13 protein-coding genes are annotated in these 13,136 nt (G+C 56.2%); all 13 read right to left on the reverse strand.

Annotated features, from left to right (window positions below; all coding sequences use genetic code 11):
• Positions 1 to 17: 17 nt before the first annotated feature.
• A complete protein-coding gene (locus tag H6B10_RS01830) occupies positions 18 to 1,310 on the reverse strand; it encodes an FtsW/RodA/SpoVE family cell cycle protein (RefSeq protein ID WP_204649210.1) in 1,293 nt (430 codons plus the stop codon).
• Between the two features lie 54 nt (positions 1,311 to 1,364).
• Positions 1,365 to 2,378, reverse strand: a complete 1,014-nt coding sequence (gene mraY, locus H6B10_RS01835; protein ID WP_204649211.1) for a phospho-N-acetylmuramoyl-pentapeptide-transferase — start codon at positions 2,376 to 2,378, stop codon at positions 1,365 to 1,367.
• 55 nt (positions 2,379 to 2,433) lie between these two features.
• The gene (locus tag H6B10_RS01840) at positions 2,434 to 3,795 is read right to left on the reverse strand and encodes a UDP-N-acetylmuramoyl-tripeptide--D-alanyl-D-alanine ligase (protein ID WP_204649212.1); all 1,362 of its coding nucleotides are present in this window, start codon (positions 3,793 to 3,795) and stop codon (positions 2,434 to 2,436) included.
• Between the two features lie 46 nt (positions 3,796 to 3,841).
• Entirely contained in the window at positions 3,842 to 6,388 is a 2,547-nt protein-coding gene (locus tag H6B10_RS01845) for a penicillin-binding transpeptidase domain-containing protein (RefSeq protein ID WP_204649213.1), read from the reverse strand.
• Between the two features lie 105 nt (positions 6,389 to 6,493).
• Positions 6,494 to 6,970, reverse strand: coding sequence for a hypothetical protein (locus H6B10_RS01850; protein ID WP_204649214.1), 477 nt, complete (start codon positions 6,968 to 6,970; stop codon positions 6,494 to 6,496).
• 12 nt (positions 6,971 to 6,982) lie between these two features.
• Entirely contained in the window at positions 6,983 to 7,906 is a 924-nt protein-coding gene (rsmH, locus tag H6B10_RS01855; RefSeq protein ID WP_204649215.1) for a 16S rRNA (cytosine(1402)-N(4))-methyltransferase RsmH, read from the reverse strand.
• Positions 7,907 to 7,925: 19 nt separating this feature from the next.
• The gene (mraZ, locus tag H6B10_RS01860; protein WP_204649216.1) at positions 7,926 to 8,342 is read right to left on the reverse strand and encodes a division/cell wall cluster transcriptional repressor MraZ; all 417 of its coding nucleotides are present in this window, start codon (positions 8,340 to 8,342) and stop codon (positions 7,926 to 7,928) included.
• A gap of 399 nt (positions 8,343 to 8,741) precedes the next feature.
• Entirely contained in the window at positions 8,742 to 9,218 is a 477-nt protein-coding gene (locus tag H6B10_RS01865; RefSeq protein ID WP_204649217.1) for an ATPase, read from the reverse strand.
• The gene (gene rsmD / locus H6B10_RS01870; RefSeq protein ID WP_330031494.1) at positions 9,215 to 9,772 is read right to left on the reverse strand and encodes a 16S rRNA (guanine(966)-N(2))-methyltransferase RsmD; all 558 of its coding nucleotides are present in this window, start codon (positions 9,770 to 9,772) and stop codon (positions 9,215 to 9,217) included. The genes H6B10_RS01865 and rsmD overlap by 4 nt, the downstream gene beginning before the upstream one ends.
• Positions 9,773 to 9,930: 158 nt before the next feature.
• Positions 9,931 to 10,407, reverse strand: coding sequence for a MarR family winged helix-turn-helix transcriptional regulator (locus H6B10_RS01875; protein WP_204649221.1), 477 nt, complete (start codon positions 10,405 to 10,407; stop codon positions 9,931 to 9,933).
• Between the two features lie 146 nt (positions 10,408 to 10,553).
• A complete protein-coding gene (gene fabZ, locus H6B10_RS01880) occupies positions 10,554 to 11,024 on the reverse strand; it encodes a 3-hydroxyacyl-ACP dehydratase FabZ (protein ID WP_204649219.1) in 471 nt (156 codons plus the stop codon).
• Between the two features lie 3 nt (positions 11,025 to 11,027).
• Entirely contained in the window at positions 11,028 to 12,269 is a 1,242-nt protein-coding gene (fabF, locus tag H6B10_RS01885) for a beta-ketoacyl-ACP synthase II (RefSeq protein WP_204649220.1), read from the reverse strand.
• A gap of 105 nt (positions 12,270 to 12,374) precedes the next feature.
• A complete protein-coding gene (gene fabG, locus H6B10_RS01890; RefSeq protein ID WP_204649222.1) occupies positions 12,375 to 13,127 on the reverse strand; it encodes a 3-oxoacyl-[acyl-carrier-protein] reductase in 753 nt (250 codons plus the stop codon).
• Positions 13,128 to 13,136: the final 9 nt, after the last annotated feature.

Below are 13,136 nucleotides of genomic sequence, written 5' to 3' on the forward strand. Positions count from 1 at the left end.
CTTTTGCCGCTATGTAATCAGACCCTCTGGCGGCGATAGACCGGACGATGCGGCACACGGCCCAACTTACGGTCCATCTCTTCCTGGTTGTGCTTTTTGCGGGCTTCCAGCCGTGCGTTGCCTGTGCGAGAGATACTGAGCAGAACGCCCATTTCGCCCAAAAGCAGCAGCAAACTGGTGCCGCCCGAAGAGAAGAACGGCAGACTGATGCCGGTATTGGGCAGCAATGCAGTCGCCACACCAATATGGCAGAATGCCTGCCATGCCACCTGTGCCGTAACGCCGATGCCCAGCATGGTGCCGAAGAAATCCGGTGCATTCAGGGCAATTAAAATTCCCTGCACAATGATCGCTGCGAAAAGCAGAATCAGCGCCACGGCGCCCACAAAGCCCAGCTCCTCACAAACGACCGAGAAGATAAAGTCATTCTCGGCATAAGGAAGCCACTGGTGCTTCTGGACACTGTTGCCAATGCCAACACCGAACAACCCGCCGGTACAGATAGCGTACACACTCTGGCGGGTCTGCCACAGCATGTTGGTGGTATCGGTGGGGGTAAGGCCCCACACACCGCCCAGTCGGTCTGCCGCGTAGCCGCCGCTGTTGGCCAGATAGTTTAAGTATGCAGCCGCACCGGCCAGACCCACGCCTATGGCGCCAAACAGCCATGCACCGCCGCCGCCCGCGCAAAAGATCATGGTGCCGAAAATGGCGCACATCAGCAGCATGGCGGAGTTATGCGGTTCCAATTTAAGCAGAATCAGAACGGGAATCAGGGGCAGTGCCGGCAGAAGAATTCCATAGATGGGATTCTTGATTTTGTCCTTCCGCTTATCCAGCGCATCGGCGGTTCCCAGAATAATGGCAAACTTCGCCATTTCGGACGGCTGCAGCGACATGCCGCCCGGGAAATATACCCAGCGGTAACAACCGTTGCTGTCACTGGGCATAAACAGTGCCACAACCAGAAGGACCAAAGTGACGAAATAGAATGTCTCGTTGAGATACCGCAGTGCGCGGTAGTTGATGCGGGACATAAACAGCATGGCGGCAAATCCCACGACCGCTACGATTGCCTGCGGTTTGATAAAATGGTAAATGTCGCCGTATTTGGTATAACCACTGGAATAACTGGCCGAAAACAACATAATCAGGCCGTAAGCCAGCGTTACCGCCAACGTACCTACAAATCCCCATGAAACGGGTCCGCGCTCCGCTTTGGGCAGACGGATCACACGGATCATGCGGATGATGTTGCCAACAGAACGATCCAAAATCAGGGCCAAAAGGCTGAGAGATGTGTTTTGCAAAGGGGTGGCCCTCCTTTCGGGGCGTGCCGGGGAACACCGCACCACCAGGTACGGTTATACAAGACAGATATACAAGATACCGAGTGCCACACCCACTGCCGCAATAAGGGCAAAGAAGCCGTCAATCTTGACTTCCCGCCAGCCGCGCATTTCAAAGGCGTGGTGAATCGGCGTCATTTTGAAAATGCGCTTGCCGTGGGTGAGCTTAAAGTAGACGCGCTGGATCACCACCGTAATGGCGTCCCAGATATACACAAGACCAAAGAACAGCACCAGTTCGGGGCGGTCCATAATAAACGCCAGTGCCGTAACCAGGCCGCCGAAGAACATGCTGCCGGTGTCCCCCATGAACACCTTGGCCGGGTAGAAGTTCCAGACAAGGAACCCTGCACAGGCACCCGCCGTTGCCGAAGCGATCAGCGAAACATGCACAAAGCCCAACAGGCTGCCCGCCAGCAAATAGCCCAGCATAGACACAAAGGTCACACCGGTGCACAGGCCGTCCAGACCGTCGGTAAGGTTAACGGCATTGACCAAAAAGATAATGCCGAAAAAGGCAATGGGATAAAAGAAGATGCCAAAATCCACCGCACCGGCCACCGGCAGCATAACCTCTGTGGAGAGCAGCCCCAGTGCATGCAGTCCAATCATAAAACCGACCGTGACAGCAACCTGCAGAACAATTTTCTGCCCGGCAGTCAGACCCAGGTTACGGTGTTTGATAACCTTGATGAAGTCATCCAGGAAACCGATCAGACCGGAACCGAACGCCAGGAAAAGTACCAGCATACCGGCCGCCATCTGCTGGGGGCCCAATACATCGGGGGCTTTGCTGTGGAACAGCCCCCAAACCACGCCCAGCGTAACCAGGATACCGAAAACGAATCCCAGACCGCCCATAGTGGGGGTACCATTCTTTTTATTATGCCAGGTGGGCCCTTCCTCACGGATGGTCTGGCCGAAATGCAAGCGGTGCAGTACCGGAATCAGCAGCCAGCAGGTCACAGCGGTTACGGCAAAGCCGCCCACTGCGGCCGCGGCCAACATATAGGAGACAGTTTGCTCCATGCAGTCATTCCTCCAAAAAACTCATCTTTTCTTGGCATGACTGCACGGGAAGCCGTCACGCCTGCGGCAATTCAGCGTAATACTCCTGCAACAAATCTTCCAATTTCATCGCGTGGCTTGCTTTGGCCAGCAGCGCGTCACCGGGGTGTACAAATTGCCGTAAACATTGTAGCACCTCTTGGGCATTTTGGCAATGCACAGTTGTTACGCCCTTGGCCTTGGCCGCCTCTGCCATAGCTGCACTGCGCGGGCCGTACGCGATCAGTACATCAACGCTCGCTTCGGCTGCCCACTCTCCCGTATGACGGTGGCCTGCTTCACTGGCATCGCCCAGTTCCAGCATATCTCCCAGCAAAGCGACTTTGCGAGGATTGGGCAATGCTTTCAGTACAGAGATGGCTGCTTTCATACTGTCCGGGCTGGCGTTGTAGCAATCCTCAATCACTGTCACGCCGCCTTTTTCCACAATGTTCTGGCGCATTCCCGTTGTCTGGTAGCGGGACAGTGCCGCCGCACAGGTAACCGGGTCCAGCCCCAGGCGAGTGGCCGCCGCATAGGCTGCCAGGGCATCATACACTGTATGCAGCCCTGCGGTGGGAATCGACACCGAGAAGTTTCCATATTCCTTATCTTCAATGGTAAAGGTGGTCCCCTGCGGACCGGTCTGCACATCGCGGGCACGAACGTCTGCGTCCCGTTCCACGCCAAACCATACAGCACGCAAACGGGCCGGCACCTGTGCCTCAGGCAGCAGGTCATTGTCGGCATTGAGCACCAGGGGTGCACCATCCGGCAGCCCGGCACAGATTTCCATCTTTGCTTTCAGTATATTCTCTCGCGTACCAAGATTTTCCAGATGAGAAACACCAATCATGGTAATGATGCCTGCGGAAGGGCGAACGCAGCGGGTCAGTCGCTCGATCTCCCCGGCGTGGTCCATGCCCATCTCCACCACCGCATACTCGGTGGCGTTTTCCAGGCGGAACAAAGTGTTGGGAACGCCAATATCATTGTTTTGGTTACCTTCGGTTTTGAGGGTGTTGCCAAAGGCGGAAAGAACCGCGTAGCAGAATTCCTTGGTGGTGGTTTTGCCCACACTGCCCGTAACGCCGATGATACGCGGGCTGAACAGCATACGGTAATTGGAGGCCATCCGGATCATGGCCAGGGCGCTGTTGGGCACCACAACGGTACGGTCCTCGGGAACACCCTCTACCGGATGGTTGGCAATGATATACGCAGCGCCTTTCTGGTAGGCACCGGCAGCAAAATCATGGCCATCTACACGCTCACCGGGGAAACAGACAAAGACGCACCCGGGGACCACCTTGCGGCTGTCGGTGACAACCGCCTGAATGGAAACAGGTTCTGCCAGTGCCAGACCGGCGAGCAATTCGTTTGCGGGAATCGGTTGCATAGAAATATGCCTCCTTTTTGATTACTGAGTCCATGCGCGGCCCGGGTCATTCCCCGGACGTTTCTTCACTTTCCGGTGCCGGTGTTTCCTCCGCAGATTCGGAGGCCGCCGGTTCGGAGGTGGTATCCGCGCTATCTTCTGTGCCCGAAGAATCCATGGTCAGAGTGACAATGGTTCCGTAGGCGGTACTTGTATTGGCTGCAACGCTCTGGGCCACAACATTTCCACCGCTGTCCCCCTCAAACTGAACGTTGAGATTGGCGGCACGCAGCATCTGTTCGGCAAAACTGCCGCTCTTGCCCATTACATCGGGCACGGTTGTCATGGCATCCTGATCCGTTTCTGTATAAAGGTAGATCGTAGACCCTGCCGGGACTTTGCTGCCACCGTAAGGATACTGATATACGATCGTGCCGTTGGAGCCGATGAGTTTATGCTTCAGGCCAAGCTGGTTCAAAGTGACCTGCGCATTGGTCCAGGTGTAATCCAGGCAGGTCTGCACCGTGACCGTTCCGGTGGGGTTGTAATCGGGGTCCTGTTCAATGCCAAGATACGGCGCCACCTCGCTGATGATGTTGCCAACCACCGGCGCCACAACTTCGCTGGCGAAGTCACGGACCCAGCGCGGGTCATCCAGAACCACAAAAACTTCGATTTCGGGGTCATCGATGGGCAGTACGGCGGCAAAACTCATGGTTTTGTAATAGTCGCCGTCATACCGCAGATCACGGTCGGTACGTTCGGCCGTACCGGATTTTCCGCCAATACGGTACCCTGCCACATAGGCATTTTTATTGGAGTGGTACCCGTCAGTAGTCTCGCTGTTGGGGTCCACACTGGTTTCCATCATGGCAAGAATCTGTTCACTGACTTCTTCCGAAATCACCTGGCGCCGGATGTTGGCCTCGGTCTTTTGAATCACATTACCATCACTGTCGGTAATGGAGTCCACCACATAGGGCGTGACCAGATAACCGCCATTGGCGATGGCAGCCACCGCCGTAGCCATCTGCATGGGGGTAATGGCTTCGTTCTGGCCAAACGCCGCCGTATACAGGTTGGTATCCACTTCCGCCATCTGTTCCGCATTATAAACGCTGGTCCAGCGAGTTTCGTTGGGAAGATCAATGCCCGTGGTCTGGGTAAAGCCGAATGCCTGGATATAGTCGTAGAATACCGTGGGCTGCAGTGTCTGGGCAGCCTGGATAAACCACAGGTTGCAGCTGTGGTTCAAAGCACCGGCCATATCCAACTGACCGTGGGCTGTATCATTGGCGCAGTGGTAGGTATGCTCCCACACTGTACCAGCGTCTACGGTAAACTCGCCGCTGCAGTAGAATGTCTGGCCAGCCGTCATGATGCCGGAATCCAGACCGGCGGAAGCGGTGATCAGCTTGAACACCGAACCGGGCATATAAAGTTCGGTGATGTTCTTATTCTTCCACTGTGCCTCTCGTAACATACCCTGCAGCTGGGTATATTCACTGCTGACGGTATTGCCTTCCTCGTCGGTGGTGGTTTCGCGGCTCACCTTGCCGTCCTCAATAATGGACGCCACCTCTTTTTCGCCCAGGCGGCTCTTGAGCCAGTCAATATCTTCCTCGTCCAGTTCTTCCTTATCCAGGATCGCCTGCATTTTTTCGTCGTAGATGGTGTAGGGATCGTTGGGGTCAAACTGTTCCACCGTTGCCATAGCCAGAATGGCCCCGGTCTTGACATTCATCACAATCGCACTGCCGCGGCCATGCACGCTGAACGTATTCATGGCCTCGGTCAGGTACTCTTCTACAATGGCCTGTACGTTCTCATCGATGGTCAAGTTCAGGTTGTTGCCGTCAATGGCCGGGTAGACATCCGCTTCCGCATTGGCCAGCACTTCGCCGTTTACGTTGGTTTCGGCAATACTGCGCCCCGGCGTACCGGAAAGTTCATCGTCATAGGATTTTTCCAGACCGTAAGCGCCGGAACCGTCGGCATTGCAGAATCCCAGCACCGAGGACAAAAACGCGCCGTAGGGATAGCTGCGCGTGGAGGTCTGCTCGGTGGAAAGTACCACAATGCGGTACCCCTGCTCCTCCCCTTCCTTCGGATCGGTGCGGTAGTTCATGGAGTATTCGATGATGGCATCCGCCACCGGCTTTTCCACGCCTTTGGCTACCACACGGTATTCATACAGTTCCCCGTTGGAATTGGTAGCCGTCAAAATATTAAAGATGCTTTCCGCTGTAGTGCCATCGTTCAACAGGTTGGCAATCTCTTCCGCCGCGGTCTGCAGCTGTGCGGTGGTCGCCCCGTTTTTCTGGGATTGCAGCGGATTGGCAATAATGTTCCAGACGGTGTTGCTCTTGGCCAGCAGCTTGCCGTTGGCACTGTAGATGGAACCGCGCACCGCAGGCAGCTCGGTATCCTGCATCTGCTGGGTAACGGCCTCGGTGCGGTACAGTTCTGCGTCACGCAGCTGCAGGGCGTACAGCTGATAAATCAGAACGCCGAAAAAGAAAATCAGAAAAATGGCAATAGCCAGCAAGGTGCGTTGCAGGACCTTGGCCCGGAAATGTGGATTCGGATTTGGATTTTGCACAGGATTGGACATAGCGACTCCCTTTTGGAGGATTTTTCCCTGATTGCGGCGGCGAGCCTTTTTACGCACGGCGTTGCCGCCGCTGGTAAAAAGGCTCGCTGCCCACACATTGTTCTGTTACGGGTTCAGGCTGCCCAACAGATTCAGCGCAGCTGTACGCACATCAGAGAGGAACAGCTCGGTGCTGTTGGTGTTTCTTTCGATCACGCTCTGATCCTCCAGCTGGACATAGGTGATCTGGCTGGGGTCCACCTGTACCAGGCCAAGCTGACCTTCGGCCACCTGCTGCAGGCTGGTACGGCTGGTAATGTTGCTCATCTGGGTTGCCAGATAGTCATATTCACTTTCGGCGGCGGTGAGCTGCTCCATCGTCTCATTGATCTGGCCGTTCAGCTCTGTGATTTTGGCCTGGCTGTACACCACACTGACCACCAGACCCAGCAGCAGAGCAACTGCCAGTACGTTGACCATGGAAGTTGCCAGCTGACGTGCGCGGTTCAGGCCATGCTTGCCGCCGCGCACCACCCGTACATTCGGCTCTCTGCGCTCAATTTTGGGAGCCGTCTGACCGGTATGCAATAAAACAGTTGTCATGATTTTGCCTCGTTATACTTTCTCCAACACTCTCAATTTGGCAGAACGCGCTCTTCGGTTCTGTTGCAGTTCTTCCTCATTGGCCTCTATAGGTTTACGGGTGATCAGTTTTGCTTTGGGGATACCGCCGCAGGTGCAGATGGGCTGTTCCGGCGGGCAGGTGCAGCGCTGTGCCCAACGGCGGAACTTGTTTTTCACCAGGCGGTCTTCCAGGCTGTGGAAGGTGATCACGCAAAGCCGACCACCCGGTGCCAGACAATTGAAAATGGCATCCAGTCCCTCGTTCAGCACATCCATCTCGGAATTAACGGCAATGCGGATTGCCTGGAAGGTGCGTCTTGCCGGGTTCTTGGCTTTACGGCGTTCCGCCGGCGGCACGGCCGAAGCCACTAGATCTGCCAGCTGCAGTGTTGTGGTGATAGGCTGCTGTTCCCGCGCAGCCACAATCTTGCCGGCAATCTGCCAGGCGTACGGTTCTTCGCCATAGTCACGCAAAATGCGCGTCAGTTCTTCACGGTCCAGGGTGTTGACCAGGTCCGCGGCGGTGGGACCCTGTTGGCTCATGCGCATATCAAGCGGTGCATCGGCATGGTAGGAGAAACCGCGCGCCGCATCATCCAGCTGGTGGCTGGAAACGCCGAGGTCCAACAGGGCCCCGTTGACCGCCGGGATTGAAAGATCCGCGAGCACCCGCGCAGCGTCGCGGAAATTTGCCTGTACCACCTGGGCGGGCAGGCCCTTGAGCCTTTCGGTGGCGGCTGCCACCGCATCCGGGTCCTGGTCGAGCGCAATCAGTCGCCCTGTGGTCAAGCGTTTAGCGATCTGCATACTGTGCCCTGCCCCGCCGGCTGTACCATCCAGGTAAATGCCGGTGGGATCAATGGCCAGCCCGTCAAGACAGGGCTGCAGCAGCACGGGTATGTGAGAGAATTCCATTTTGTCAACTACCTATCGTTTAAAAGTCCAGTTCCTCCATCGCAGCGGTGAAGTCCTCATCGCTGGTGGCCTGATCGCCGTTCCAGGCGGCGGTATTCCAGATTTCGGCAAAACTGCGGTTGCCGATGATGGTCACATCGTGGTCCAGCCCGGCGTACTCACGCAGTTTGGCAGGCAGCTGGATGCGTCCCTGCTTGTCCGGCGTGACTTCCACCGCCGAAGCATACAGCATACGGCTGACCTTACGGCCTTTTACCAGACCCTTTTCTTCAATCTTGGCTGCGACCTTTTCAAATTCCTCGGTGGGGAAAGCTGCCAGACAATGGTCCAGCCAACGTGTCACGATGAAGGTTTCCCCCATCGCATCCCGGAATTTAGCGGGGAAATTCAGCCGCCCTTTTGCATCGATGGCGTAATCATATTGCCCGACGAGCATGCTGTCCCCCTCCTTTCCCGGCTTTCGACGTTTTGCACAAGCTTTCCGCAGATTTTTTTACGTTGCCGCGTCAGGTTGGTGGAAAACTCTGTGGAAAGCGTGGAAAACTACCCACTTTTAACCACCAGAATGGATTCTTTAACCACTTTTCCCCACTACGGTAAATTAAGTCTACCATCTCAGACGATAAAAAGCAAGAGTAACGAACCAAAAAAGTCCGCTGGGAGCAGAATTTTCACAGTTGTGCAAAGCCGTTTTTTTCGTGTCCAAATTTTCCGCATTATTTTCCTTCGGCGCAACAAAAAAAGACATCCGAGCCCCTTTGAGAAGGGAGTTCGAATGTCTTTCGCTTCGCTGTTTTCTGACGGGATTGGCTGGGACCAGCCTTCTTCCTGCCTCTTATTTTTTCTGGCCGCGCATAGAACGGGAAGCTGCGCTGCGCAGGTTCATGCGGGTATTTTTAATATCCGCCACACTGCGGGCAAGCACTTCCTCGGAATTTTTGAGAATGCCCTCACAGTAGACCGTAGCGTTGCGGCTGAGCTCTTTCGCCTGGGTCTGTGCAGCCGTCAGGATCTCCACCGCCCGCTGCTGACTGCGCTTGACGATCTCCTGCTCGCTGACCAATGCCCGGGCGCGTTCCTCGGCCTGTTGAATGATATTTTCCGATTCCACATGGGCGTTTTTCAGAATCTGTTCCCGGTCGTTGACAATTTTTTTGCTTTCCCGCACTTCATCCGGCAGGTTGTTGCGCACCTCGTCGATGATGTCCCGCATACGGTCCACATCCACCACACGCTTGGCCGCCGCGAAGGGCACGGCCGTACCGGCTTCCAGCGTTTCTTCCATCAAGTCCAGCAGTTCCTCTACGTTCATGCCTGTTCCTCTCTCTCGTACCGGCTGACCATGATCTTGCCGTAAAAATATTGCTTGGTGCGTACCAATGTACCGATGCGTTCCGGCAGTTCAGCCTCTCTTTCGCTTTCCGCCAGAATCACCCCGCCGGGTGCCAGTTTTTCCTGTAAGGCAGGCAGTACCTGCTCCAGCAGTCCCTGATGAAACGGCGGGTCCAGCAGTACCAGATCAAAAGGCCCACGAATGTTGGCCAGGAAACGCAGTGCTTCCCCATGACGGATATCGCTCTGGCGGTCCACCCCGGCCGTCTTGCAGTTCGCGGTAATGATCGCCAGTGCATCCGGCGACTGGTCTACAAAAACGCAGCTCTTGGCACCGCGGGACAACGCCTCAATTCCCAGCTGGCCGCTGCCTGCGAAAAGATCCAGCACCCGTGCCCCCGGCACCAGAAACTGTACACTGGAAAACATAGCCTCTTTGACCCGATTGATGGTCGGCCGGGTGATGTCTTCCCCCGGAAGAGCCTGCAAATTTTTGCCGCGGGCGGTTCCTGCAATCACTCGCATGGTCCGCACCCCCTCTCTTTTTATCGTATCATTTTTATTATGGGGCCTGTCCCTCTTGTTGTCAAGGGGGACGACCTGTAAAAAATCTATGCAGAAAATCCCCACAAAAAAGCGGACCGACAGCCAAAGCCGCCGGTCCTCCCGACAAAAACCTGTTTATTTTGCCCTCAGGGCTGGGGTTCCACCGCAGTGGCAGGCCCCCCCGCCGGGAGTTTGATCTCCGGCATCAGTTCCTCTGAAACGACCCGCAGCATCTCCTCCAGTTTTTGCAGTTCATCCGGTGAGAAGCGCTGCTTGGCGCGGTCCACTACCTGCTGCAAATAGGCGTAGCTGATGCTGTAATAATCCACATACTTGCGGGTAGGATACAGATAGTACTCCCGCTTGTCGGTGGTGGAACGGACCTTTTTTACATAGCCCTTTTTGACAAGATTGTTGATCTTGTAGGCTGCGTTGGGGGTGGAAAGATTCATCATATTGGAAAATTCCGCAATGGTGGGATGCCCCAGCGCCATAATGACTTCCATGCAGAAAGATTCCACCGTCGTCAGCGTCGCTTCCCGATTTTCAAACTTACTGAAGACCTGCTGATAAAAATGCAATTTGAACTTGGTGTACACTTGCTGAAACGCCTGATCCAACATGGCAAAAACCTCCTGAAGGTCCTGCTTGCGGGAGGGCGCATACGGCAGTGCCGGACGGCGCAGACGCACCCGCAGACCTTTTGCATCATTATGGATCAGTATACCATGTTTCGGTGCGTTTGACCAGTCCTGTTTATTGGTAGCTGTCACTGGTCAGACTCCCGATCCACAATCGCAAAGGTCAGTTCCGCATTGACCGCACGCACACCATCCACCCAGGCGGTGGCTTTGCCGATTCCCACAGGGCCATGGCGCTCGATCAGTTCACATTCCAAGGTCAGCACATCTCCCGGCACGACCTGACGGCGGAACCGTGCATTTTTCACGCCACCGAACAGTGCCAGCTTGCCTTTTGCTCCCTCTTCACTGAGGGCAGCCACCGCGCCGCATTGCGCCAGCGCTTCCAGAATCAGCACGCCGGGCATAACCGGCTGACCGGGAAAATGCCCCTGAAAAAAAGGTTCGTTCATAGTGACGCATTTCACACCGCGCGCCCACTGACCGGGCGTATAGTCGGTGATTTTATCCACCAGCGCAAAAGGATACCGATGCGGCAGGATTTGCGCGATCTGCACGGCATTGAGTGTGCACGGCGGTTCGTTGGCAATGATTGCCATATCTCAGCCCTCCCAACGTTTAAAGATCACACAGGCGTTATGACCACCAAAGCCCAGACTGTCGCTCAGGGCATATTCCACCTGCTGTTCCACACCCTGATTGGGCAGGTAGTTCAGATCACATTCCGGATCAGGAACCTGAAGGCCGATGGTGGCCGGCAGATATCCGTCACGCAGAGCCAGAGCAGTGAAAACGCCTTCCACACCGCCGGCTGCACCCAACAGATGACCGGTCATGGACTTGGTGCTGGAAACGCACAGTTCATAGGCATGATCACCGAATACGGATTTGATGGCTGCAGTCTCGCAGGAGTCGTTAAGGTGCGTACTGGTGCCGTGGGCGTTGATGTAGCCGATTTTGTCAGGTGTCAGCCGGGCATCCTCCAGCGCCAGGCGCATACAGGCGGCACCGCCGGCACCACCCGGAGCAGGTGCGGTAAAGTGGTAGGCATCGCAGTTGGAACCATAGCCCACTACCTCGGCATAGATCTTGGCACCGCGGGCCTGGGCATGTTCCAGCTCTTCCAGCACCAGGATTCCGGCACCCTCGCCAATCACAAAGCCGCCGCGTTCCGCATCAAACGGAATGGAGGCACGGGCCGGGTCTTCGGTGGTGTTCAGGGCTTTCATGCTGGTAAAGCCACCCACGCCCAACGGGCTGATGCAGCTTTCGGCACCGCCGCAGAGTGCCAGGTCCTCGTACCCGTCACGGATGCGGTGGAACGCATCACCGATGGCGTTGGTGCCACCGGCGCAAGCCGTGACCGGACTGGTGCACATTCCCTTCAGACCAAACCGGATGGCCACCTGGCCGGCCGCCATATTGGCAATGGACATAGGTACAAAGAAGGGGCTGACGCGATCGAAGCCCTTGGTTTCCCCTTTTGCATGCTCATCCTCAATGGTGGGCAGACCGCCGATGCCGCTGGAGATGATGGTGGCAAAGCGGCTGGTATCGGTATTTTCCAGATCCAGGCCGGAATCTTCCACCGCCTCGGCTGCCGCAGCTACGGCAAATTGGGTAAAGCGCGCCATCTTGCGGGCTTCGCGCTTATCCACACGAACAGAAGGATCGAAGTCCTTTACTTCTGCCGCCAGCTTTACTTTGCTGTTGGTAGTGTCATAGTGGGTAATGGGACCGATACCACATTCCCCGCGGCGCACGGCCGCCCAGCTTTCTGCCACAGTATTGCCGGTAGGATTGACCGTGCCAAGACCGGTAATAACGACTCTGCGTTTTTCCATTGGAAACCTCGCTATCTATCCTTTGTGTAGTATAACTCTCAAACCTAAACCGGATTTATACCGCCGCACACCGTTGCCGGTGCCGCAACGCGGCGATACACCCCTTTACATACCCATGCCGCCGTCGACGCACAACACCTGGCCGGTGATGTAAGCCGCCTGGCTGCTTGCCAGAAAAGCCACTGCCGCTGCAACCTCATCGGCATGGCCGATGCGTCCGGCAGGAACGGCTGCCAGTGCTGCGGCTTTGGCCGCTTCGGGCATAGCCGCCGTCATATCGGTCTCGATGAAACCGGGAGCCACCGCGTTGACGGTCACGCCCCGGGCTGCAAATTCCTTGGCCAGGCTCTTGGTCAGGCCGATCAAGCCCGCCTTGCTGGCGGCGTAGTTGCTCTGCCCCGCGTTGCCGTGCAGACCCACCACGCTGCTGATATTGATGATCCGCCCGTACCGCTGGCGCATCATCAGTTTGCAGGCCGCCTTGCAGCAGAAAAAGGCGCCCTTGAGATTGGTGTCGATCACTTTATCAAAATCGGCTTCCTGCATGCGAAGGATCAATTTATCGGCATTGACGCCGGCGTTATTGACAAGTACATCCAGACGCCCGAAGGTCCCGGCTGCCTTTTCCACCAGGTTCTGGCACTCCGCAGGGTTGGTAACATCCGCCTGCAGTACAACCGCCTGTACCCCAAGCTCGCGGCATTCTTCTGCCGTTTGCTCTGCGGCAGAAGACCCTGCGGCGTAGTTGATGCACAGGTCAACCCCCGCTTTTGCCAATGCCAGGCAAATAGCCCGGCCAATACCGCGCCCGCCGCCGGTCACAAGTGCCGCGGGACGGGTGTTCTGCTGTTCACTCATGCCTGGGCC

Source organism: Gemmiger formicilis (genome assembly GCF_016901605.1).
Lineage (GTDB): Bacteria > Bacillota > Clostridia > Oscillospirales > Ruminococcaceae > Gemmiger > Gemmiger formicilis_B.

Bases quoted from the DNA above. Each gene is read 5' to 3' on its own strand.
- mraY (WP_204649211.1), bottom strand. From the start codon at position 2,378: ATGGAGCAAACTGTCTCCTATATGTTGGCCGCGGCCGCAGTGGGCGGC.
- H6B10_RS01840 (WP_204649212.1), bottom strand. From the start codon at position 3,795: ATGCAACCGATTCCCGCAAACGAATTGCTCGCCGGTCTGGCACTGGCA.
- H6B10_RS01845 (WP_204649213.1), bottom strand. From the start codon at position 6,388: ATGTCCAATCCTGTGCAAAATCCAAATCCGAATCCACATTTCCGGGCC.
- H6B10_RS01850 (WP_204649214.1), bottom strand. From the start codon at position 6,970: ATGACAACTGTTTTATTGCATACCGGTCAGACGGCTCCCAAAATTGAG.
- rsmH (WP_204649215.1), bottom strand. From the start codon at position 7,906: ATGGAATTCTCTCACATACCCGTGCTGCTGCAGCCCTGTCTTGACGGG.
- mraZ (WP_204649216.1), bottom strand. From the start codon at position 8,342: ATGCTCGTCGGGCAATATGATTACGCCATCGATGCAAAAGGGCGGCTG.
- H6B10_RS01865 (WP_204649217.1), bottom strand. From the start codon at position 9,218: ATGAACGTAGAGGAACTGCTGGACTTGATGGAAGAAACGCTGGAAGCC.
- H6B10_RS01875 (WP_204649221.1), bottom strand. From the start codon at position 10,407: ATGTTGGATCAGGCGTTTCAGCAAGTGTACACCAAGTTCAAATTGCAT.
- fabZ (WP_204649219.1), bottom strand. From the start codon at position 11,024: ATGGCAATCATTGCCAACGAACCGCCGTGCACACTCAATGCCGTGCAG.
- fabF (WP_204649220.1), bottom strand. From the start codon at position 12,269: ATGGAAAAACGCAGAGTCGTTATTACCGGTCTTGGCACGGTCAATCCT.
- fabG (WP_204649222.1), bottom strand. From the start codon at position 13,127: ATGAGTGAACAGCAGAACACCCGTCCCGCGGCACTTGTGACCGGCGGC.